General features: G+C 46.9%; 15 protein-coding genes and 1 other RNA gene. 6 read left to right on the top strand and 10 right to left on the bottom strand.

Annotated elements, in window-relative coordinates; translation table 11 throughout:
* Window positions 1-1,017 precede the first annotated feature (1,017 nt).
* From ssrA to htpG, 7 genes are all read right to left on the bottom strand, one after another.
* Window positions 1,018-1,377: a transfer-messenger RNA gene (gene ssrA, locus JWH17_RS08235) on the bottom strand.
* Between the two features lie 38 nt (window positions 1,378-1,415).
* Entirely contained in the window at window positions 1,416-1,871 is a 456-nt protein-coding gene (gene smpB, locus JWH17_RS08240; protein WP_205222118.1) for an SsrA-binding protein SmpB, read from the bottom strand.
* 46 nt (window positions 1,872-1,917) lie between these two features.
* Window positions 1,918-3,738, bottom strand: coding sequence for a GspE/PulE family protein (locus tag JWH17_RS08245; protein ID WP_205222119.1), 1,821 nt, complete (start codon window positions 3,736-3,738; stop codon window positions 1,918-1,920).
* A gap of 88 nt (window positions 3,739-3,826) precedes the next feature.
* Window positions 3,827-4,381, bottom strand: a complete 555-nt coding sequence (locus JWH17_RS08250) for a YqaA family protein (protein ID WP_232370983.1) — start codon at window positions 4,379-4,381, stop codon at window positions 3,827-3,829.
* Window positions 4,382-4,415: 34 nt separating this feature from the next.
* Window positions 4,416-5,045, bottom strand: a complete 630-nt coding sequence (locus JWH17_RS08255; RefSeq protein WP_205222154.1) for a protein-L-isoaspartate(D-aspartate) O-methyltransferase — start codon at window positions 5,043-5,045, stop codon at window positions 4,416-4,418.
* 35 nt (window positions 5,046-5,080) lie between these two features.
* On the bottom strand, window positions 5,081-5,455 hold the full coding sequence (locus tag JWH17_RS08260) for a putative periplasmic lipoprotein (RefSeq protein ID WP_205222121.1): 375 nt from the start codon (window positions 5,453-5,455) through the stop codon (window positions 5,081-5,083).
* Window positions 5,456-5,683: 228 nt separating this feature from the next.
* Window positions 5,684-7,570 carry a molecular chaperone HtpG gene (gene htpG, locus JWH17_RS08265; protein WP_205222122.1) on the bottom strand — a complete coding sequence of 629 codons (1,887 nt, stop codon included), beginning with the start codon at window positions 7,568-7,570 and terminating at the stop codon, window positions 5,684-5,686.
* Window positions 7,571-7,895: 325 nt separating this feature from the next.
* On the opposite strand from htpG, the gene hemG reads away from it, so the two are divergent.
* Window positions 7,896-9,296, top strand: a complete 1,401-nt coding sequence (gene hemG / locus JWH17_RS08270; RefSeq protein ID WP_205222123.1) for a protoporphyrinogen oxidase — start codon at window positions 7,896-7,898, stop codon at window positions 9,294-9,296.
* Window positions 9,297-9,358: 62 nt separating this feature from the next.
* Here the strand turns inward: hemG and dnaA are convergent, their stop codons facing one another.
* Both dnaA and JWH17_RS08280 read right to left on the bottom strand, forming a co-directional pair.
* Complete coding sequence (gene dnaA / locus JWH17_RS08275) at window positions 9,359-10,678, bottom strand: chromosomal replication initiator protein DnaA (RefSeq protein ID WP_205222124.1); 1,320 nt, start codon at window positions 10,676-10,678, stop codon at window positions 9,359-9,361.
* 604 nt (window positions 10,679-11,282) lie between these two features.
* Window positions 11,283-12,005 carry a ComF family protein gene (locus tag JWH17_RS08280; protein ID WP_205222125.1) on the bottom strand — a complete coding sequence of 241 codons (723 nt, stop codon included), beginning with the start codon at window positions 12,003-12,005 and terminating at the stop codon, window positions 11,283-11,285.
* Between the two features lie 269 nt (window positions 12,006-12,274).
* Here JWH17_RS08280 and JWH17_RS08285 point away from each other — a divergent pair, with 269 nt between their 5' ends.
* From JWH17_RS08285 to JWH17_RS08300, 4 genes are all read left to right on the top strand, one after another.
* Complete coding sequence (locus tag JWH17_RS08285; RefSeq protein ID WP_205222126.1) at window positions 12,275-13,036, top strand: lysophospholipid acyltransferase family protein; 762 nt, start codon at window positions 12,275-12,277, stop codon at window positions 13,034-13,036.
* Between the two features lie 202 nt (window positions 13,037-13,238).
* On the top strand, window positions 13,239-15,911 hold the full coding sequence (gene bamA, locus JWH17_RS08290) for an outer membrane protein assembly factor BamA (RefSeq protein ID WP_205222127.1): 2,673 nt from the start codon (window positions 13,239-13,241) through the stop codon (window positions 15,909-15,911).
* Window positions 15,912-15,945: 34 nt separating this feature from the next.
* The gene (gene mfd, locus JWH17_RS08295) at window positions 15,946-19,479 is read left to right on the top strand and encodes a transcription-repair coupling factor (RefSeq protein ID WP_205222128.1); all 3,534 of its coding nucleotides are present in this window, start codon (window positions 15,946-15,948) and stop codon (window positions 19,477-19,479) included.
* A 5-nt stretch (window positions 19,480-19,484) separates the two neighbouring features.
* Window positions 19,485-20,168, top strand: coding sequence for an HAD-IA family hydrolase (locus tag JWH17_RS08300; RefSeq protein WP_205222129.1), 684 nt, complete (start codon window positions 19,485-19,487; stop codon window positions 20,166-20,168).
* Between the two features lie 109 nt (window positions 20,169-20,277).
* Here JWH17_RS08300 and JWH17_RS08305 read toward each other — a convergent pair whose 3' ends face one another.
* Window positions 20,278-21,291 (bottom strand): hypothetical protein, encoded by a 1,014-nt coding sequence (locus JWH17_RS08305; RefSeq protein ID WP_205222130.1) that lies wholly within the window; start codon window positions 21,289-21,291, stop codon window positions 20,278-20,280.
* 802 nt (window positions 21,292-22,093) lie between these two features.
* Between JWH17_RS08305 and glnH the strand changes: the two genes are divergently transcribed.
* On the top strand, window positions 22,094-22,840 hold the full coding sequence (gene glnH / locus JWH17_RS08310; protein WP_205222131.1) for a glutamine ABC transporter substrate-binding protein GlnH: 747 nt from the start codon (window positions 22,094-22,096) through the stop codon (window positions 22,838-22,840).
* Window positions 22,841-22,934: the final 94 nt, after the last annotated feature.

The following is a 22,934-nucleotide window of genomic DNA, read 5'->3' on the forward strand; positions in this document are numbered from 1 at the left end:
ACAAACTGCAAGGCATATAAAGAAGGGCCATATAGGATTTTTGTTATTTCTGTAACTGCGTCTTCTGTCTGCTGAATTACTTTGCCTAGTATTGAAGGGTCGTGTGTCTATATTTCTAAATTTTGGTATTTAGTGTCTCCATACGAAAACACCTGACTCTTTTTTTGTTCTTCTTCTCATCTCACTAGCCAAATCCCAATTATTTAGTAAACACACAAGTCCCATTATAGGCCTGAAAATAAATAAAAAAAAAGGGCAAACTTCCTAATATTACTAGGTAGTTTGCCCTTACGCTTAGCAAATGCTACAGCGTGGATGGCGGTAATTACTCCTTTATTGATTAAACACTGTCACGCCAATGGATTCACGTTACCTCGTGACCTAGCCATACGACTTTTCCGATAAAAAAAAATTCTTGTACAATTATTTCATATGGCGGGTATTTCATGACATTTTCACTGATTGCTATCAATCTGTTACCCTGTCTCAAAAATGGGAACAGATCTATTATTGAGAACAAATCAAGGCAGGTACGATGCACAGCACCAACAAGGCTTTTGATCGGTATTTACAGGTTCAAACAGATGACGCTTTGTCTATCTATGCAGCGTCTAGAGGAAGGAAACAAAAAAAAGATAGAAAATCTATAACATACAGATAGTAATATAATATTACTACTGATCCAACCTACTCTCTCTTTCCATTGTAATCTCATGCTTCTTCATGGATCCTACTGTTGCCGAGTCAGTAAGATAAGAAAACACATACACCACTGCCGCTAAAACAAATACTGCAAAAACGCACTTCAGGAACAACCAAGTCATTCTCCATGCAAAAAGGACTAGAGCAATAATGAGTATGACTGCAACCCATTGGTTAGCCATTAAAAAGCTATGGACATATGAATATATATAATCAAAATTCATGCTTTTACCCCGTTGAAATCAAGCCATTTCAAGTCGCAAACAAAAACGGCAAGCTGAAAACCTCCAGCTTGCCGTAATCGTTACTAATAAATGGTGGAGACGCCGGGAGTTGAACCCGGGTCCGGAAACTCTCCCCTTACGTATCTACATGCTTAGTTTCGGGATTTAATCTCGTATCCTGCGCTCCCCCGAAACAGGGATAACCGGATACCAGCCTGAAAAGTTCTCGCCAACCGTGTCTCAGACGTACGCGGTTGACCAGCCTACAGAGTCGACGCTCCTAATCCAGTCCCGTAGACAAAGACTGGTGGAGCGGCACAGCAGACTAAGCTGCCAGTGCGTAGTTATAATCGTCTGCGATTATATTTAAAATCCGTCAATTTTACGAGCTGACAGCAACTCGACATGCAACAATAAGCTTCAATATCCCCGTCGAATCCGTTTCGTCCCCATATATAGAATTTGTGTTAATATAATTAGAGCAATTGTTTAGTCGCCACGTCGCATATCGCGATCTATATCGCGTTTTGACTGTTTTTCTTTGAGCGACGCTCGTTTATCATAGAGTTTTTTACCTCGGGCCAGTCCCAATTCAACTTTGGCTTTCCCATTCCCTATAAAATATATCTTAAGTGGGATAAGCGCAATCCCCTTTTCGTGCAATTTTCCAATTAATTTGCGCAGCTCCCTTTTGTGGAGCAGCAATTTTCTAACCCGGAGAGGGTCCTGTACCATATCGGTGGCAAATGAGTAAGGTGAAATATGCACATTGTACAAAAAGAGTTCCCCATTCTTCATCTGGGCATACCCATCACGCAGGTTTCCCTTACCTGCCCGTAACGATTTCACTTCCGGGCCTTTGAGCACAATGCCCGCCTCAAAGGTTTGATCGATATGATAATCGTGAAACGCTTTTTTATTTTTACAGACTACGTTAATTCCCATGCCCTTATTGTGCCCACCTCATAGTTAACAAAAAACAACCTGTCTCTTACACATCTCTGGTTACACGTAACGCTTCTTCGATGGTTGTCAATCCGCTTTGCACCTTGCGCCAGGCATCTTCCCGCAGGGTAGACATACCCTCGCGTATGGCGATCCGGCGTAAATCGTCTGCTGTTGATCTGGAAGAAACCAACGCCTTCAGCTGTTCCGACATGGGGAAAATTTCAAAAATACCAATACGCCCATAATAGCCTGTCCCCCGACAATGACGACACCCTTTTCCCCGCTGCAGCTCAAACGCTCTCTTTTCCCCCACAGGAAAACCCATTTTTTGCAGTTCCGCCGCCTCAACCTCGTAGGCTTCGGTACAGTTGGGACAAATACGCCGCACCAACCGCTGCGCTAACGCGCCGAGCATGGTAGAACCAATCAAAAAAGGTTCCAGGCCCAAATCTTCCAAACGGATAATAGTGGAGACTGCATCATTGGTGTGCAGAGTGGAAAATACCAGGTGGCCGGTTAAAGCCGCCTGCACCGCATATGTGGCCGTGTCCAAATCACGTATCTCTCCGATCATGATAATATCGGGATCCTGCCGCAGGATATTACGCAAAATATTGGAAAAAGTAACATCAATTTGTGCCTGCACCGCAATCTGGTTGAATTCCTCGTGGACCATCTCCACCGGATCTTCAATGGTGACAATATTTATGTCCGGGCCGGCAATCTGCTTAAGGGTGGAATAAAGCGTAGTGGACTTACCGCTGCCGGTGGGCCCAGTCACCAGCACAATCCCGTGGGGAGACGACATAAAATTATTGTACACGACCCGGTCACGCCGAGAAAATCCCAATCCGTCCAGATTTTGAAAAATAACATCTGCATCCAGGATCCGCATAACGGTTTTTTCGCCAAAGGCAACCGGCACCGTGGACACCCGAACCTCTGCCTCGCCCTCTTTCTCCCTACGCCCGATTTTAATACGGCCGTCTTGAGGCCTGCGCTTTTCGGCGATATCCATCCTTGCCAGGGACTTAATCCGTGAGGTAATGGCAGAATGCACGGCTTTGGGTAATTTATAGATAGTATGCAGTACCCCGTCTATCCGAAAGCGAATCATACAGATATCCCGTTTAGGCTCTATATGGATATCACTAGCCCGTTGCTCCAGTGCATAGCTGAAGAGATGATTAACAGCAGCTTTTATATGCTGATCGGTCGAGGCCAGCTCCTTGCTGGAACTGAGACGCACGTATTGTTCCAGATTGCCGATATCAACCGTGGTGTCTGTTCCGGTTCCGCTAAATTGAGTTTCCGCAGCCGTTATAGAACGCTGAAAACCGAAAAATTCAGCCAGTATTTTTTTGATGTCGGTGCGGGTGGAGAGAAAGGCCCTGATTTTCACCTGGTTTGCCCGTTCGATATCGGCAAGTGGTCCGCGATTATCGGGGTTGTAGGTTACAACCTCCAGGATACCGTTGCGTAGGCCAAAGGGCAGAATTAGATGATTGACAGCAAAGGATCTGGAAATGGTTTTGGTTACAATTTCCATATCCAATTCCAGGGGGTCGAGCTTTTTAAAAGGGATTTTCAGCTTACGGCCAACCGCACGCATGATCACCTCTTCGCTGAGCAAATCCCCTTTAGACCCGGGAATTTCCAAATTCAGCGACGCGACCACAGCAACCAGGTCAGGATATCCTTTTTCAATCTTATACGGGTCTTCCTTACGCCTCCCTCCTGCCAGACGAAGCAGTTTCTGCCGCTGCTTTCCCTTTTCTAAAATGACAAACTGGCGCTTATCGGCGCTTAACAGCCCATCTTCGACAAGAAGATCCAGTAATTTATCACTATTTAAAAAGCTCATACTTTGTCCTAAAGGGAAATGCAGGATAGACTACCAACACACAGCCTGCGCAGGCCGATCTTGGAAAAACATCAGAAACCAGCTCAAGCTACAACAGCACCTTGATCAGGATAAACCCACCTATTAATAATACAAGAAAAACGATGGTGAGAATATTAAAATATCGATTGATAAAATATTGAACAGGAGCCCCAAACTTGTAAATGAGACCGGCAACAAGAAAAAACCGGGCTGACCTTGCCAGAATGGACATAAACATGAAGGTCGGAAAGTTAATCTTAAATGCACCGGCAGTGATGGTAAACAACTTGTACGGTAGCGGGGTAAACCCGGCAGCTCCCACGGCCCACGCATCGTATTGGCGGTAAAGATCCTGCACTGTGGCGTATTTGTCCTGGAGTCCGTACATGTCAAGAATAGGCCGGCCAAGGGTTTCCATAAATCCCATCCCCAGGCCGTAGCCAATAGCGCCACCGATAACAGAACCAACAGCACAAATTGCTGCAAATTTAAAAGATTTCTGCGGAGCACCGACACAAAGTGCTATTAAAAAAATATCAGGGGGAATCGGAAAAAACGAAGATTCGGCCACAGCAATGAAAAAAAGAGCCCACACACCGGCAGGTGTCTGGATCCACTGCATGCACCGGTTATAAATCCTCTGCAGAAGGGATAATTTATGATCGCCCATTGAACCCCTGCCAGCCATGAGCACCAATTAAATCGACAAAACGTACATGCTCAATCAGCTGCACTGTAATTTCCCCTTCCTCTTTGGTCAGCAGTTGGAGTTCCTGCACGTCATGATCGCCTACCGGAATCACTAATCGGCCATAATCTGCCAGTTGATCTATTAAGGGTTGCGGTACGACCGGCCCACCGGCAGTAACGACAATCGCATCAAAAGGCGCCTGATCGGCCCAGCCTACAGTACCGTCATCAATACGGGAAACGATATTATGATAACGCAGTTTATCAAAAACTTTTCGGGCTCTGCCCAGCAAGCTATCAATGCGCTCCACCGTATACACTCGCTCACAGAGTCTGGAAAGTATAGCCGCCTGATAGCCCGATCCGGTACCGATCTCCAACACCCGTTCCCCGCCCTTAAGCTGGAGAGCCTCGGTCATCAGTGCCACAATATACGGCTGGGAGATAGTCTGTCCACTGCCTATGGGTAAAGGAAAATCACCGTACGCACTTGCTTGCATGGCATCTTCGACAAACAGATGCCGGGGAACCGTGCCTATGGCATCCAGTACCCGTTGATCCCGGATTCCCCGAGATACCAACTGCTCTTCCACCATGCGTAGACGATAAATATCAAATGTAGAGGGAGAATTCACTTGACTTCTTCCCAAGTAAAATCATCCACCCAATCCTGATCAGCCTCGCTGAAGGTCCGAAATTCACAACGGGTTACCACGTCATTTTTCAAAGTTATCACTATCATTTCATATCCGTCTCCATCCACCCAGGAACTTACTATCGGCGTATGCCCCATAAAACCGGGAAGGTCTTCATAGTATACGTACTCAACCTCGACCGGTGAGACTCTGCGTTGTCCGTTAGGCTCTCCAAGATAGAGCTGCACATCATTTAATGTTGTTACTCCGGGCTTGATCAGTGATGCATCTGATGCAAGATGCCGTACCTCCTTGGAGTGGCACCCGCACAGCAACAACAATACAGCCACAATCATAAAAAAATGTCGCACAAGTACCTCCTTGTCTACTCCTGTAACCAGAGCAACCATTCAAGACCTTAAAAAAACGACCTTTGTCATTTCAGCGCATTAATAATAAGAAAAAAAGAAAAGGTTGTGTTCATATATCGTGAACACAACCTTTTTTCAAGCCAAGAGTAGGATCACACCACAAGGTGCCGTCATCACAGCCGAGCAGATGCGGCCCAGCACCCGGGTAATCACTGTCTGTTCATGCGGTTAAGACTCTTCACCGGCTGCCCGCTCCAGAATACGATAATTGCGGCTGACCATTTCCATGGGATCGATAACCAGTCCTGCCTGAATCAGGGCATTGTCATACACCTGGTCGACAATGATGCCTGCAAAATCGGGATCTGCATCCTTGAGAGAGGCCAACTTCTTAATCAATGAACTGGAACCATTGATCTCCATATCCTTTTTGGAGTGCATCGCTCCCAAGCCGCCCTCCTGCCCGGAAGCTTGCATGATCCGCTCCATGGAGGAGGTCATGAATCCGTCCACATTCACAATCATGGCAGGGCTATCAACCAGTCTGGTTGAACTTTTAACATCCTGCACACGATCACCAAGACGTTCTTTTATCCACTTGCACAGCGCCTCCACCTGATCCGCGGGCAAAGCCTCACCCTGCTCCTTGTCTTCGGTAGAGCTGGTATCTTCGGTTGATTCGGGCAAACGGATATCAGCTGTATCTGCTGAGACCAGTTTTTTACCGTCATATTCCCCCAGATGATTAAGGACAAAATCATCAATTGGCTCAAGGGTGTAAAAAATTTCAATACCGCGTTTCTTGAACATCTCCACGTAAGGTCCATTTTCCACAGCAGCCCTGCTCGGACCATTGATAAAATAGATCTTATCCTGACCATCTTTCATTCTGGCGATATAATCATCCAGGGAGACCATCTCACCGGCTTCGCTTCCAGAGGATTCGAAGCGGAGCAGCTTGCCCAGATCATCGCGGAACTCAAAATCAGAGGTTACGCCTTCCTTGATAAAAATGCCGAAGGTCTTCCAGAACTGCTGATAGCCCTCTGCATCCTTTTTGGCCTGCTCATTAAGGAACTTGATAAAACGCTTTGTCAGTACCTTGCGTAACTTATACACCAACGCATTATCCTGCAGCGACTGGCGGGAGATATTGAGCGGCAGATCTTCCGAGTCGACCACACCCTTGAGAAAACGTAGCCATTCCGGCAGGATATTTTCACTGTGCTGATCAATCAGAACTTTCTGACAATAGAGGTTAACCCCCGGCTGCATCCGGCCCATACCCGCAACTTCGAAGTTATCCTTAGGCACATACACCAACGCATTAATTGCCAACGGTGCATCCGCTGAGAAATGAAGCCTGTACATCGGTTCATCGGCGGCGTTACCAATAAATTTATAAAATTCAGTATATTCCTCTTCAGTGATCTCGCTTTTAGAGCGGGACCAGATTGCCTGGACCGTATTCACGGTCGTACCTTCCACCTTGACCGGAAAGGGAACAAACGTAGAGTACTGCTTAATAATATGCTCAACCGTAAACTTGGTGGCATAGGTCTCGGCATCTTCCTTCAGGTCGATGATAATTTTGGTGCCTCGATGAAGCCCTTCACAGGGGCTGACGGTATAGGTTCCTCCACCATCCGAGATCCATTCGTGTCCTTCGCTGCCGTCCCATGAACGGGTTTGCACCGTCACTTTTTTGGCAGCCATGAATACCGAGTAAAAGCCGACACCAAACTGACCGATGAGGCTGACATCTTTTTTCACGGCCTCGGCAAGCTCTTCAAAAAAACGGCTGGAACCGGAATGGGCAATAGTCCCCAGGTTGGTTTCCAACTCCTCTTTGGTCATACCAATGCCGGTATCAGTGATGGTTAAGGTCTTCTTTTTATCATCACAGTCAATGTTGATCTCAAGCGGTACGTGGGCATCAAACTCAGCCTGCTCGACCAAACTTTGGTGTCGATATTTTTCCAGAGCATCAGCCGCATTGGAAACCAACTCTCTCACAAAAATATCTCGTTCCGTGTACAGAGAGTTAATGACAATATCCAGAACCTTCCTGGTCTCTGCTTGAAACTGTTTGGTTTCGACCTGTGCTTCAGTCATGATACAAATCCTCTTTTTCTACTTTTTAGTGTTATTTATGAGAACGGGGCCTACCATTCATGCCGGCGCATGATTGCAATCCAGTTGCATCCCCCACGGCGACCCTCTATCCCGAATTTATCCGGGCTATGACAGCTCTTCCATCATATGAACCATACGCGATATACAACGGCCTATACCCATTGAATAACGCGCTTTTTCACCAGAAACCCCAAGCAAGATGGGCCTTTCTTTTATCCGGCGAACATGGTAAGCACGATTAGCTGCCTGTCAAGACTCGGCACACCATGCTCCCTTTTGTAAATTTTATTTTTGTTACCACACTATGGACAATCAATTCTACGACGTCTGCATCATCGGTACCGGCATATCAGGGCTTTCCACGGCTGCCTTCCTCCTCGATCAGCAACCGGATCTACGCATTTTAATGCTGGAAAAAACAGAGCAAAGCGGTGGAGCCATCAGCAGTTATCACCAGGATGGATTCCTGGCCGAATGGGGTCCCCACGGATTTCTTGATAACTGTGAGGCCAGCAGAGAGCTTATTCGCTTCGCATCCCTTGAAGGTGAATTGGAAACAACACCACTTGCCGAGTTTGTCCGCTATGTCTGCCTGGACGGCAGACTCCAATGCATTCCCCAAACGCCGCTGCGCATCCTCAGGCAACCATTGATCTCTGTTCCGGCAAAGTTACGCGTACTCGCAGATCTCTGGAAAAAGCCCATGCCGGCCTCCCCTTCTGTGGCCCAGTGGGTTGAATACAGGTTTGGAAAAGCTCTGCTCCCTTTTGCAGATGCCGTTTTTACCGGTACCTATGCCGGTGACATCAACAAACTAAAAATTGATGCAGTAATGCCCGGTGTCAGAGCCCTTGAGCAACAACACGGTTCTGTTATTCGTGGCGTCATCAAAAAAATGTTTGCCAAACGCAAAGGGGACCATAAACGTAAAGGCATGCCTGCAATGACCAGTTTCAAGGGAGGAATGGGCAGGCTCCCGCAACGCCTTAGCGAGAAAATCGGCGACAAAGCCACTATACTCTATAACACCGAGGCAACCGCACTGACCAAAACAGATGACCAATGGCAGGTAGCCACAGGTGCTACGACCTACCACTGTGCCGATCTGGTTGTTGCACTTCCTGTGAATGCAGGTCTTCCTCTGCTGAGACAGGCACAGCCCATGCATCCACCGCTTGCAAGTATCCCGGAGGCCCGTATTATTTCTGTAATCCTCGGCTTCACAGAAGAAGCGCAGATCCCCTTTGGTTTTGGCTACCTGGCACCTGAAAGAGAAGAACGATTCTCCCTTGGCACCCTGTTTTCTTCCCATATGTTTCCCGGTCGCGCTCCTCAAGGGCATCAAATAATAGAAGTGCTGGTGGGCGGACGTCGACATGCAAAACGGCTCCAGCTTACAGACAATGAGCTGATCAATCACGTGTACCAGGATATTCGTCAAATTATGGACCTGCCCAAGGCCCCATGTTTCAGCAAAGTTTTACGCTCCCCTTATGGTATTCCTCAACTGGAGAGCGGATATACTGATCTTCTTGCCTGGCGGGAAAGGGTAATGCAGGGCGAACCCAATCTGCATATTTGCGGATTCGGCTGGAAGGGTATCGGTATAAATGACATGACCCAAGAAGGCCGGAAAATGGCGCAAAGGATTATAACCAGACAGGAACAGGGAGATAGTGCAGAGGTGAAGGGAGTTTACTTCTAAAAAAAAGAGCAGGCAGCTCCCGCCACCTGCTCTTTGTGCAAAAAAATCGATGTAAAAAATGCTCAGTGCTCCAACTTTGAGCAGAGCATATCCACTTGCTCCTTGGTGGCTTGTTGGCGAGCCATGTCACGGGTGATAACCTTGACTGCATACAAAACCGTTGAATGGTCACGGTTGTACATCCCACCGATGTCAGCCAGTGAGTCTTTGGTAAATTTACGGGTCAAATACATTGCGATCTGACGCGGGTAAGTGATGGCTCTTTTTCTGGACCGAGATCGCAAATCGTCGGTACTGACCTTAAACTGCTCACTGACCAGATCTCGAATACCGGCAGCAGACATTTCTTCAGTTTGGCAAACAAATCCTGACATAATTTCTTTGAGCATATCCATATCAGGAGCTTGACGACGAAGGCTCGACTTGGCCTTGATCCCGAGAATGGTGCTTTCCACCCGCCGTATGTCTCCTTTCAGTTTTCTGGCCAGGTAATCGACAAGTTCTTCGTCCAATTGCAGATTGCTGCCGTGCAGCTTATGTTGAATGATACGAGTTCTGGTGTCATAGTCAGGGCACACAATATCGGTCACCAGACCGGAAGTCATCCGACTGCGGAAGTCTTCGTCCAAGCCCTTGAGTTTGTTAGGCGCAACTGCAGATGTCAAAATTACCCGACGGCCTGATTTAATCAGGTAATCAAGAATCGTATTCAGCTCTTCCTGGGTCTTATTTTTACCGACAAGCGTATGAACGTCTTCGACCAACAGGAGATCGCAACTGTTAATATACTTCTTGGAAAACTGCTCCATGGAGTTGGAACGGAGGTTCTTTACCATATCTGCAGTAAACTGTTGGGCAGTGAGATATTGCATCCGGGTTGCAGGTGCGGAGTTGAGCACCTCATGGACCACGGCCTGAGTCAAATGACTTTTACCAAGTCCGGTGGTGCTGTTCATGAACAGACAGTTGCCATATGTTCTATCACCAGTGGCAAGTGCAGAACAGGCAGACTGTGCCAACACATTTGATTCCCCGACCATAAATTGATCAAAGGTAAATGCCGGATGCAGAGAACGATATCTGGACTGGTTCACGGAAACGCCGGGAAGACGCAACTGTTCTCTGGAAGTACTTGTACGTGAAACCACTGGTGCCTCAGCTGCCAGCACTTTTATTTCAGGCGTCATGCCCATCTTACCGGCAGCACCTTTCATGAGATCAATATAGCGGTCTTCAACCCATGCACAAAAATAGCGATCCGGCCCAACCAGTTCAATACTCTGTTCGCTTTGCTCTCGGCATTCTAACGGTTTAATCCACAAACCGAATTCGCTTTCCGGCAAAGAAGAGAGTAACGATGATTTGATCGCATTCCATATCATAAGGTCTTTTCCTTAAAACTACTTGATATTATTAGTAAATATGTACAGGAAGGTACTACGTGGACATCTGTTTTTTGCTATGACCATTGATGTACCTAAAATCCCTTTTCCGGTCAAAATCGATATGGACTGATTTCAAGGTACAAATCAAGAGTATATTAACAAATTCCAGGATAATGAAAGATTCAGTGTATAGAGCGAGCTCAGGACGCATCTCCCCAACCTACCGTTTCTTTCCTCAGCATCTTCATAAAGACACCAACAAACAACTACTTAAAAACTAACCGAACAAGTTACTAACAAGTTACTAACAACTGCATAACTCTACAATGCTCCACACAGCTCTCCTTAACTAAAATATGCTCAATTTTCAGCTTACGAAACACCCCTATGGTTTAATTGCCCTCTATTGCGTAGTTTCCACGTCTGTTTCGACTCAAAAAAAATGTCATTTTTTTATGACACTTTTACCCACAACGCCCATCAAGGCGTGGCACGATTGCTTACCATCTTTTTCCATTATGTCAATGAGTTAAGGAATAAAAAAAACAAGAAAGATAGGGATCGAAAGCGCCGACAGAGGATCCATCTGTTTAAAAAAACGCTATAACTGCAAGCTCCTCGCGACAGTGAAAACTTCTATCCGTTTGGGTTTTTCGCGGCGCAAAACACGAGAACATTCGTTTATGGTACTGCCAGTGGTAAAAACATCATCCACAAGGAGTATTTTTTTCCCTGTCAACAAACCCGATCTCGACAGCTGAAAACACCCTTTAAGATTTTGTCGCCGCTGTTGACCACTCAGTGAGGATTGCGGACTGGTGGCTTTGGTCCGTACTAACAAGCTTGCATGTGTTAATGTTCTCCACTGGGGAAAACAATGACGAGCAAGCACCAGAGCCTGGTTGAACCCCCGTTCCCGTAATCGCCCTATATGCAGCGGCACCGGAATAATGATATCAGGCACAGCAAAATGTGCTAACATACCTGATTGTTCGGCTATTTTTTTCAAGGTAGGTACTGCTGAGGTGGCATTGGAGAATTTAAGTGCCAATAGGAGGTTGCTTACAGGGGACTGATAAAACAAGGCAGAGCGAGCGTAATCAAAAAGATAATGATTGCGAAGGCATGATCCACAGAGATGATCTTCACCACCCGGAAAAGGCATACCGCAGGTGATGCAAAGGGGGGAGGAAATAAATCGAAGGTTGTCGCGACAGGAAGGACAGATAAGCGGAGGCCTGGATGTGTCCAGCCGTTGTTCACAGCAAAGGCACTGCGGAGGAAACAGGAGGTCGTGCAAGGCCTTAATATATGTATGCACCATCCATACTCCCCATTTAAATCTGGTATACCAATCGAAGAAAAAGCACCTGTTTATAACAACCCGCCAAGCTGCCTGGGCACTCTTTCTATCATTGTAGCCAAGGGAGACGGTGACATAACCTTGCAGATTTTATCTGTCCATGTATATTTCGACTTTGCAGAAAAGGATGAATAGACCGGCTTTCTGTTGCTATCTTTCCTTGTTACATGGAATCAATATAAAGATCACAGGCACAACCAACTACATCCACCTTAACTATCACAATCACGATGTCTCCCTTTCAATATGTCCGTGCAGCAGTTACACTGATCCTTGCCCCTCCCCTGACCATTATCATTTCGACGCTTGCCTGGCTCGATCTCACCTGGTTTCGTAAAGACAAAGACAAAGCTCTTTTTTACCCCCGTCTCTGGGGCAGAATACTTTGTAAGCTTGTTGGCGCAGAGGTAGAAGTTGAAGGCCTGGAAAATATACAGCCTGACCAGACCTACATATTTGTCGGCAATCATGCCAGCCAATTCGACATCTTTAGTTTTCAAGGCTATTTCCCTTATACATTCAGATGGATCGCCAAAAAAGAACTTTTTAATATTCCTATTTTCGGCCAAACCATGAAAAAGGTGGGCTACATCGCTATTGACCGTTCCAAAGGGCGACAAGCAATGAAAAGTCTGGACAAGGCTGCCGAGCAGATTGCCGCGGGCAATTCGGTGTTAATTTTCCCCGAAGGGACTCGCAGTTCCGATGGTAAGCTTCAGGAATTTAAGACAGGCGCTATTCTCCTGGCCATAAAGTCCGGGGTCCAGGTAGTTCCCATCGGCTTTAATGGCTCTTATTCGATACTCCCCAAGAAAAAGCTATTGGCTGACAACGGTAAAATTACCATTCGTATAGGTACCCCCATGCCAACCAACCATTACAAATCAAGGGACAAACAAGCCCTTGCTTTGTCACTCCATAATGCTGTCCAGAAATTGTTGGACAACAAGCACAAGGTCGATGAGGCACCTACAACACCTGTCGAACAATAAATTTCGCCTTCGTTCCGGAAAGGTGGCGAAAGAAGCCAACAGCATAGTAAGATTATAATTCTTTGCAAAAATAAAGGAACGTGTCATAATGCCAGCGTTATTCTTGGTAGTAGAATTTCAACACAACGTAGATTGTCTCCTGCCACATACAATCAGTTAACATAACTTCCCTGACAAAGCTTTCTTTCACAGGAATCGTTCAATGCAGTCGTCTATTCGAATTACACCCTCATTTCTGTATAGCTTTTCTACGCTCTTAGCAATTGTCTTGCTCTATTGTATACCATCGGCCCTGGCAATAGAGCAAAACACTGCATTTATTCCCTTAAAAATCAATGCTCCCAACCCGGAAACCTTACTTGTTCCAGTTGATAGGGCCTTAGAAAAGAGCGTAGCTGAAAAAAATTATACATCCATTTCCAGAAACAAGGCGACGTCTCTTGTAGATTATAAAGGGACCTGGCCTCCGCCTGCAAAGATCATCAACCAAATCTCTGAAAAAACGGGTTATGACTATGTGGCCATAGGCAGTCTCACCCAACTGGGAGACAAGTACAGCCTCGATTTCTCCGTATTTGATGCCTTGCAACCGAGCTCGCCTTACTCCTATTTTCGTGAAACAGATTCCCTTGAAGATTTATCCCGCGTTATCAGTGAAGTCGTTGCCGAGGCTGTCAGTTTCGCCAACCGCAGCTTCACCGTCGCTTCCATTGCCCCAGCCGGCAATAAACGTATCGACGCAGGGGCTATCCTTCGCAAAATTACAACCAAACCAGGGGACATCTATGACCCTACAAGCCTTAGAGAGGATTTAAAAACCGTCTTTTCCATGGGCTATTTTGACAATGTGGAAATAGAGGCAACTGATACCGACAACGGAAAAAAAATTCTTTTTAGAGTCCAGGAAAAGCCACTCATCGGTAGTGTGGTCATTACCGGCACAGATAACATCAAAGAAGAAAATGTCCGTGATGCTGCTAACATTGCAACCAACACCATTCTTAATCCAACCAAGGTCAATGATGCTGTTACCAGGGTAAAAGAGCTCTACAAGTCAAAAGGCTATTACAATACTGAGGTAGAGGCAACTATCAGCTATCCCTCTAAAGATAACGCAGAAGTACGTTTAGTTATCCAGGAAGGAGACAAAATAAGCGTCGAAGAGATTACCTTTCAAGGTAACACCACCTTTGAAGACAGCGACCTGCTCGATATTATCCAGACCGGCACCTACAGCTGGTGGCTCTCCTGGCTGACCGATGCCGGTGTGTTAAAGATGGATATCCTCAAGCAAGATGCGGCTCGGCTTGGCGCTTTTTATCAAAACCATGGTTTTATCGAATCCAAAGTCGGCACCCCTGTGGTCGATCAAAAAGATGATGGCCTGTACATCACCTTTCCAATTGAAGAAGGCCCCCGTTACAGGGTCGGTATTGTTGACGTGGAAGGCGACCTTATTAAAGATAAAGAGCTGCTGATTAGTAAGCTGCAAATCCGCCAGGAACCGTTTCTCAACCGTCAGATACTGCGCGAAGATACCACCCGCCTCACCGATGTGTATGCTGAGAATGGTTACGCTTTTGCGGAAGTCACTCCCAGAGTAAACAAAACCGACGTGGGCAAGCGTGTCGATATCATGCTCCACATAGAAAAAGGCTCACTGGTGTATTTTAACCGGGTGGAAATCCAAGGCAATACCCGCACCAGGGACAATGTCATCCGCAGGGATCTTCAGGTTAAAGAAGGTGGCCTGTTTGACTCTAAAGCCATTCGCACCTCAACCCTTAAATTACAGCGCCTGGGTTATTTTGAGGAGGTTACCGTTACTCCTAAACCGACGCTCAACGAAGATAAAATGGACGTGGTGGTCGATATCAAGGAAAAAGCCACCGGGCAGTTTAGTATTGGTGCAGGGTATTCCTCCTCTGAAAATGTGATGTTCATGGGGGAAATCAGCGAAGACAATTTCCTGGGAACAGGGAACCGGTTATCGCTGACAGGCTATCTCAGCAGCAAATCGGCCAAATATAAACTTGCCTTTACCAATCCCAGACTGTTTGACTCCAATGTTTCCGGTGGAGTTGATCTCTATAACTGGGAAACAGAATATGATGATTACACCAAAGAGTCCACAGGTGCGGGGGTACGCATCGGTCATCCGCTCATCGAAAAGTGGTATGCCTACTATGGCTACACCATTGAAAATACCGACCTGAGTGACATCGACGACGACGCCTCCGAGGTAATCAAACGCTCTGCCGAGATCAACCTGAACAGTTCCGTCCGTTTGTCTCTGGTGCGTGACACCAGAAACCGTACCTTCTCTCCCAGCACTGGTTCACGCAACTCGGCAAGTATTAAATATGCAGGCGGCCCTCTTGGCGGAGATGCCCAGTATACGAAGATAGAAGGTGCTTCCTCCTGGTGGTTCCCCATGATCTGGGATACGGTTTTCCATGTCAAAGGTGCTGCCGGCCAGGCTTTTGCCAATGAGGACGACAAACTCCCAGTGTACGAACATTTTTACCTGGGTGGTATGAACTCTATCCGTGGTTTTGAGTCCTATTCGATCAGTCCGCTTGATGAAGAGACCGGTGAAAAAATCGGTGGTGACAAGATGTGGTATGGAACCGTATCCGTTATTTTCCCACTGCTCAAAGATATGGGTATGCAGGGCGAAGTTTTCACCGACTTTGGTAATGTATACGGAGTCGATGAAAGCTGGGACTTCAATGAGTTCAAAAAAACCGCTGGTGTCGGTATCCTCTGGCTTTCTCCTTTAGGCCCGCTCAGACTGGCATGGGGATTCAACCTGGACAGGCAGGAAGACGAAGACAGTTCCAACTGGGACTTCAGCATGGGCGGTACGTTTTAAGCGTTCCTTACCCTCAATTTAAAAGAGTACATTCATGCAGTCGCTCCTTAAACGGCTGTGCGAAGGCAGTTCACAACCACCTGACATAACGGGCCTGAACAGCGCTTCCACTGCATTATTTTTAAGCCGCACCCTGGAAGCGCTTGGGACTTCGCTTTGCTGTATTATTCCCTCTGACGAACAACTTGAAACCTTTGCCCAGGATATAGCACTTTTTACCAGTGCAAAGGTACTGGTTTACCCCAGTTTCGAAATCCCCCCATATACCCCCCTGTCTCCCGATCCGGCTACGGTTGGGGCGAGGCTCTCCGCTCTGTACTTACTCCAGGAGCTTACAGAACCTTGCATTATCCTCACTTCCGCAGAAGCAATCCTGAGAAAGATCCTGCCTAAAAGTGCTTTTAACGATCACTGCGAGTTGCTCATTCAAGGTGAAGAGATTGACCGTGATGCGCTTATCCAGACGTTGATCCGTGCAGGATACCAAACCTGTGAACTCGTGCAGCAGCAGGGTGACCTGGCAATTCGGGGCGGTATTGTTGATATTTTTCCACCAGCCCATGATCCTGATAATGGCACAGGTCCCCTTCGGTTGGATTTTTTCGGAGATACCCTGGAAACCATACGTATTTTCGACCCTGTCAGTCAACGATCCTTTGACCAGCTGGAAGAAGCGGTCCTGCTGCCGGCTTCAGATATGCTTTTTCCTCAAAAGCAAGGAAAAGGGCTATGGGAGGAGGCACTGACAAAAAGTGCCGACCAATATCAGTGGCGCTCTGACTCTCACATCCAGATCAGGGACTATTTCAGCCAGGAATACCGTTTTCCAGGAATCGAGTTTATGCTGCCGCTACTCTATGGCGGCACGGATAAGCTTCATTGTTTTTTTGACTATCTTCCCCAAGAATGCGCACTCTTTGTCTATGATCCCTTTGGGGTGCGGCAGTCTTTGGATATCGTCCGCGAACGGATAGACGCTAATTACAATGAGGCCTTGGCCGGGGATGTAGCAGCACTCCCCCCAAATGAACTGTTTTTAACCAAAGAGGAAACAGATACCCTCTACCAGGCGCGGCTTAAGGCACGGTTTGTCCAACTTCCCGATCCGGATAATCCCGAACCTCCCTTGAGTGTTAATGCCGGTGATCATAGTCTGCTCCGCCAGGAAATTGAACTCCAGCGTAAAAAACGTGGTCTGCTTGCCCCTCTGACAGACCGAATCATACCCTGGCAGGAAAAAGGTGCCACCACCTTGCTTGCCTGTAAATCAGAGCGTCAGGCAAGGCACTTTTCCGAACTGTTTGAAAACTACCACCTACGGTCCCGCCTGATAACAGCCCCGATCAATCTGAGTACACCTCATCCCACAGATGAAATTCTGCTCGTGGATCACCCCTTGTCCAAAGGGTTTGACCTTGCTGACGAAAAACATCACATTCTCTCGGCTACGGAACTTTTTGGTGACAAAAGGCTCCAAAAGGGGCGACGCAAGCACAAGGGAGGACAAGCAGACAGCCAACCTCTCCCACTTGATCAGCTCAGCGATGGTGATGCAGTTGTCCACAGGGAGCACGGTGTTGGTATTTTCAGGGGGTTGGTTAATATGCAAATCTCAGGAAATCGAGGCGATTTCCTGCTCATCGACTACCGCAACGATGATAAACTGTATGTCCCGGTTGACAAGCTACACTGGGTAAGTAAATACCAGGGGCTGACAGATCAACAACCCAAACTCGACAGCCTGGGCAGTCAGCGCTGGCAAGCGACCAAGCAAAAGGTAACAGATGCGGTATGGAAGGTTGCCCAAGAGTTGCTCGAGATCTATGCTCAAAGAGCGATCCGCAAAGGACATCAATTCAGTCCTCCAGGTGAGCTTTACCGCGAACTCGAAGAATCCTTTCCCTTTGAAGAGACACCGGGCCAGGCAAAAGCTATAGACGATACCCTTGCAGATCTTACCAGCGAACAGCCCATGGACAGACTTGTCTGCGGCGATGTAGGCTACGGCAAGACCGAGGTTGCGGCAAGGGCCGCTTTTAAAGCCATAGAGGATGGATTTCAGGTCGCTATTCTTGTCCCGACAACCGTACTTGCAGAGCAGCACGCTGCCACCTTTCGTGATCGTTTCACCTCTTTTCCGGTTGAAATACGCTGTTTGAACCGCTTCCGTACCACCAAACAGCAAAAAGAAATCAGCGCTGGTGTGGCTGCCGGTTCAATTGATCTTGTGGTCGGCACGCACAGGTTGCTCTCCAAAGATATTCAATTCAATCGCCTGGGGCTGCTGATCATAGATGAAGAACATCGGTTCGGTGTCAGCCATAAAGAAAAAATCAAACGTCTCAAGGCTTCGGTTGACGTTCTGACTCTGACCGCAACGCCCATCCCAAGGACTCTGCAAATGTCGCTACTCGGCATCCGAGACCTCTCTGTTATTTCTACTCCCCCCCAGCAACGAAGGGCAGTCAAAACCTTTCTCGCCCGTCATGACCAGCTGGTTATCAGAGAAGCGGTAATGAAAGAGATGCAGCGTGGTGGTCAGCTCTTTTTTGTACACAACCGGGTCCGAACAATCCATAGGGTTGCAGAAACCATAGCTGATCTGGTTCCTCAGGCGCGGATCGGAATTGCTCATGGGCAGATGTCAGGTCAGCAGCTCGAAAACGTGATGGTACAGTTCATCAATCATAAAGTCGATATTTTGGTGTGCACCACAATCATTGAGTCCGGCCTTGACATCCCAAACGCGAATACGATCATCATCAACCGGGCAGACCATCTCGGGCTTGCTGATATCTATCAGCTCCGCGGTCGCGTCGGCCGCTCTTCGCGACAGGCTTACGCCTACTTGTTTGTCCCCTCCCTGGACAGCTTAACCAGTGATGCCAAAAAACGACTCCGTGCCCTGATGGACAACTCAGAATTAGGCAGTGGATTTAAACTAGCCATGAATGATCTGCAGATCCGCGGCGGAGGCAATCTGCTAGGCGTTTCTCAGTCCGGCCATATTGCTGCGGTCGGCTACGACCTCTATCTCGAACTCCTCCAGGCAACGGTTGCAGACCTGAAAAAGCAGGCTCTCGCTCGTGAGAACGGTCAGTCGACCGTTATTGATATTGACCCAGAAGTCAAACTTCAATTAACCGCCTTTCTCCCTGACGACTACATCACAGACACGCCCCAGCGTTATCAGGCGTATCGGCGCATCTCTGCCATGGGCAATGCAACATATGAGGAACTGCAGGATCTCTGTGAAGAACTCACCGACCGCTACGGGCCCTTGCCGGAAGAAGCACAAAACTTGATAAAAATCATAGAACTCAAACAGAGACTGCGCCCGCTTTATATCAACAAGCTGGAACAATCGCCAACAACCCTTGTCTTTCACTTCGTGGAAAACAGCCCTCTTGATCCGCAACGGCTCATTGTTCTGATCCAAAACCACAAAGGTAAATCCAAAAACACTCCGCGGTTGACACCTGATCATCGATTGCTGGTACCTTTTGTCGGAGACAAAAGCCTTCATCAACAAATTAACACGGTGCTCAACACCCTTGAGGATAATTAACAATTATGCAAAATTACTGTGACAAAACAATACACGAGTTTTCATGGGACGCCATTGATACTATCTTGCTGGATATGGACGGCACGCTGCTGGACAAACATTTTGATGACTATTTTTGGGAGCAATACCTACCCGAGCACTATAGCCTTGCCTATGATATTTCGGTGGAGGCAGCTAAAAAAGAATTGCTTGCCAGGTATGCTGCAGTTGAGGATACCCTCAACTGGGCTGACACCAGTTTCTGGTCCCGTGAACTGGGACTGGATATCCCGGAGCTTAAGTTGCGTATCAACCATCTCATCGGCGTGCATCCTTATGTGATAGAATTCCTTGAACACTGCATCAAGATGCGCAAAAAGCTCTATCTTGTGACCAACGCTCATTCGAGCACACTCTCCATAAAACTTGAAAAAACAGCTCTTGACCCGTGGTTTGACCAAATTATCTGTGCCGAAGAAATCGGCTTAGCCAAAGAAGAGCCGCTCTTCTGGAATAAGCTGGAAAAACTTCTTAACTATGATAAGCAACGGACGCTGCTCATTGACGATACGGAAAAAGTTCTGTCTTCAGCACAGCAATACGGCATGGGCCATTTACTTTTTGTAGCCAGACCCAGCAGTAGGCAGCGAGTGCAGTATTCATGCAGTTTCCCCTCCATTGAATACTTCAAAGAGCTTCTGCCCCGTTAAAATATGCTGCTCGCCCCTACCTACGCTTCAAAAAAATGACATAAAAAAAAACCCTGTCCTCTGCAAAGCAGAAGACAGGGTTTAATGTTCCTACAAACAGCTATGTAGTTTAAGCGCGTCTGATTTGGCGAATATAATCTTTAGCCAACGACGGGTGGTCTGAAATAATCTGTCCTTTTTCATCACCCATTTCCTTGACAAGGTGATTCATCACCTGAGCATAGGTCATGTCCTTTTTCAATGTTTCCTCAACCAGTGACTGAATCCTTTCCTGGTCTGCAACATCTTCAAAATAACTAAACAAGCGGTGCATATCCTGCTCGCTTCCATCACCACTGGCGGCTGCTTCTTCTTCGGTGCTCTGTGCAGTAGCGGCAATACCTTCCTGAATCTCTGTTTGCAATCTCTCCACCAAATCCACAATGGGTTTGATGTCATCCTTACTGGCAATATCCTTTGCCTCAATAGTCTTAACCCGACCTGGTAAATCACCAAGCAGCTTTTCCGAAGAAATATCCTGCAATTTACCGTGAGCGGCCTCAACTTTTGTCTCTAATCCGGTGAGGACTTCACTGAGTTTTTGCAAGGCATCCCCAGACGCATTGACCTCGCCGGCAACCTGATCCAGCTTGTCAGTGGAGGCAAAAGCATCCATCTTTGACTCAAGAGCATGGATTTTATTGGTTAACTCGTTGAGCTTACTTTCAAGCATACTGTGAATTTCATCAACCTTGGTGGTATCATTTAGCAAAGCCTTTTCCACTTTTGGAGATGCTGATTCCTGCTGCGCCGATGCCTTCACATTGGCGACAACAGCCAGGCCATCTGCAAGCCAAGAGCCTAAGGTCAACTTTAAACTCGCATACATACCAGCAGCACTTTCCTTGTTGACCATGGCAACGGCACCAAGAAAAATACCGATAAGTACAGCCAGGCACAATGACAACCCGATAATCATGCCAAAAGCCCATTTGATCAGATTAATGGCACCAATAAAAATCATTGCAATACTACTCCACACACTCCCCTCTGCAGAGGTGCTGGTAAAGTATACAAGCAGGGTAAAGATAAGCAGTACAACCCCGGCTTTAAGCAGTGGGCCGCGCATGATGTTTTGTTTCATTAATTACTCCTCCGTTTCAGAATGTCAGTCTTGACTGTGAGCATACAGTCTCTCCAGACAAAACAATGGCATTAAATTTACAAAATGTCTGTGCGTTTTTTAGTGTATTTAGCCGTGAACAGCAAGGGAAATATGTGAAATTTCTCTAAACATACTCATCAGTATTTCTTATAAACCAAGAACCTAAATTACGATCCCCCTTCCCCCTGTCTTCTTGCACAATCCAGCCAAATTTCATCCAACTTTTGCTCGCACTCGACAGCACCTTGAGTATTTGCGGATCGTACCCCTTCCCGTTGTTATTCATTATTTCTAGCAGCACCTCAGTTAGAGTATGATACAAATCATATCACGATCTAATTCGGTGAGCCATTATGTTTTACCCAGCACTGCATCGGAAAAGGTCAGGTTGAAAATACTATGCAGTGATAAGCATGGCAGATGTTATCAACAAAAGCACGACTTACGCCCCCCATGACAAGTTATAATCACTGTTTCTCGTCGATGGCCAAAGACGCCTTCATAGGCTTACAAAAAATGACCATGCAGGCCACCTCTCCATGAATATAGATTTTATCCATCCAAGCAGATATGTCTCTAAAAACCACAGTCTTTCCCCCCATATCAAACAAAGAGACGGAGCGTCAAGAGAACGATTTAACAGTTGAACTCTCACCCGTAATCTGTCATGCTCACGGATGGTTGTGTTTGTGATAATCACCCTCGCCATAGCGAAAATTGTATTAAAAACAAGCGCCGCAGTTCCACTGAAGTAAATCTGCAAAAAACTTAAGGAGGATGTATGAAAAAAGTCATTACCCTTATGGCAGCAATTGCCATCGTTATTGGTGCCAATGCAACTGCAATGGCCAAGAAACTGACCGTTGCCTGCGACACCAACTTCCCCCCGTTTGAATTCAAGGATCCTAAAACCGGTAAACATACCGGATTCGACGTTGAACTCTGGGATGCGATTGCCAAGCACATCGGTGTGGAATACGAACTCCAACCAATGGATTTCAACGGTATCATCCCAGGTCTCCAATCCGGGCAACTCGACGTTGGTATCGCAGGCATCACCATCAAACCCGAACGAGCAAAAGTCGTTGACTTTTCAGATGGTTATTACAATGCAGGCCTGATTATCCTGGTGAACAAAGATAACCAGCAGATACATGATATTACGGGACTGGATGGTAAGGTCGTCTCCACTAAACTTGGAACCACCTCTGTGGACTTTGTCAAAGCCAATGCCAAAGCAAAAGAAGTTAAGCTTTTCCCAAACAACGATGCCATGTTTATGGAATTAATGAGCGGTGGTGCGGATGCAGTAATTTTTGACTCGCCGGTTGTAAGTGATTTCGTACGCAAAGCCGGCCATGGGAAGGTGAAAATTGTCGGCCCTATCTATCAAGGACAGTCCTATGGCATTGGATTTCCCAAGGGTAGCGAATTAGTTGCCAAGGTCAACAAAGCTTTGGAAGCATTACGTGCCAGTGGTGCCTACAAAGAACTGTATGTGAAATGGTTTGGAACAGAGCCTAAATAATACACTTCTCAACCTATAACGTAATACCACAAAACCGGCCGTTACCGCATAGCCTCCACCTGCTATGTGTACCTAACGGCCTTTTTCGTTCCTC

Origin of the sequence: Desulfogranum marinum (genome assembly GCF_016918565.1) — a bacterium.
Lineage (GTDB): Bacteria > Desulfobacterota > Desulfobulbia > Desulfobulbales > Desulfobulbaceae > Desulfogranum > Desulfogranum marinum.

Excerpts from the sequence above, each read along its gene's own strand:
- glnH (WP_205222131.1), top strand. The coding sequence starts at position 22,094 with ATGAAAAAAGTCATTACCCTTATGGCAGCAATTGCCATCGTTATTGGT.
- smpB (WP_205222118.1), bottom strand. The coding sequence starts at position 1,871 with ATGGGAATTAACGTAGTCTGTAAAAATAAAAAAGCGTTTCACGATTAT.
- JWH17_RS08305 (WP_205222130.1), bottom strand. The coding sequence starts at position 21,291 with ATGAAACAAAACATCATGCGCGGCCCACTGCTTAAAGCCGGGGTTGTA.
- JWH17_RS08280 (WP_205222125.1), bottom strand. The coding sequence starts at position 12,005 with ATGGTGCATACATATATTAAGGCCTTGCACGACCTCCTGTTTCCTCCG.
- bamA (WP_205222127.1), top strand. The coding sequence starts at position 13,239 with ATGCAGTCGTCTATTCGAATTACACCCTCATTTCTGTATAGCTTTTCT.
- JWH17_RS08245 (WP_205222119.1), bottom strand. The coding sequence starts at position 3,738 with ATGAGCTTTTTAAATAGTGATAAATTACTGGATCTTCTTGTCGAAGAT.
- JWH17_RS08250 (WP_232370983.1), bottom strand. The coding sequence starts at position 4,381 with ATGCAGTGGATCCAGACACCTGCCGGTGTGTGGGCTCTTTTTTTCATT.
- hemG (WP_205222123.1), top strand. The coding sequence starts at position 7,896 with ATGGACAATCAATTCTACGACGTCTGCATCATCGGTACCGGCATATCA.
- JWH17_RS08300 (WP_205222129.1), top strand. The coding sequence starts at position 19,485 with ATGCAAAATTACTGTGACAAAACAATACACGAGTTTTCATGGGACGCC.
- dnaA (WP_205222124.1), bottom strand. The coding sequence starts at position 10,678 with ATGATATGGAATGCGATCAAATCATCGTTACTCTCTTCTTTGCCGGAA.
- JWH17_RS08255 (WP_205222154.1), bottom strand. The coding sequence starts at position 5,045 with ATGGTGGAAGAGCAGTTGGTATCTCGGGGAATCCGGGATCAACGGGTA.
- mfd (WP_205222128.1), top strand. The coding sequence starts at position 15,946 with ATGCAGTCGCTCCTTAAACGGCTGTGCGAAGGCAGTTCACAACCACCT.
- JWH17_RS08285 (WP_205222126.1), top strand. The coding sequence starts at position 12,275 with ATGTCTCCCTTTCAATATGTCCGTGCAGCAGTTACACTGATCCTTGCC.
- htpG (WP_205222122.1), bottom strand. The coding sequence starts at position 7,570 with ATGACTGAAGCACAGGTCGAAACCAAACAGTTTCAAGCAGAGACCAGG.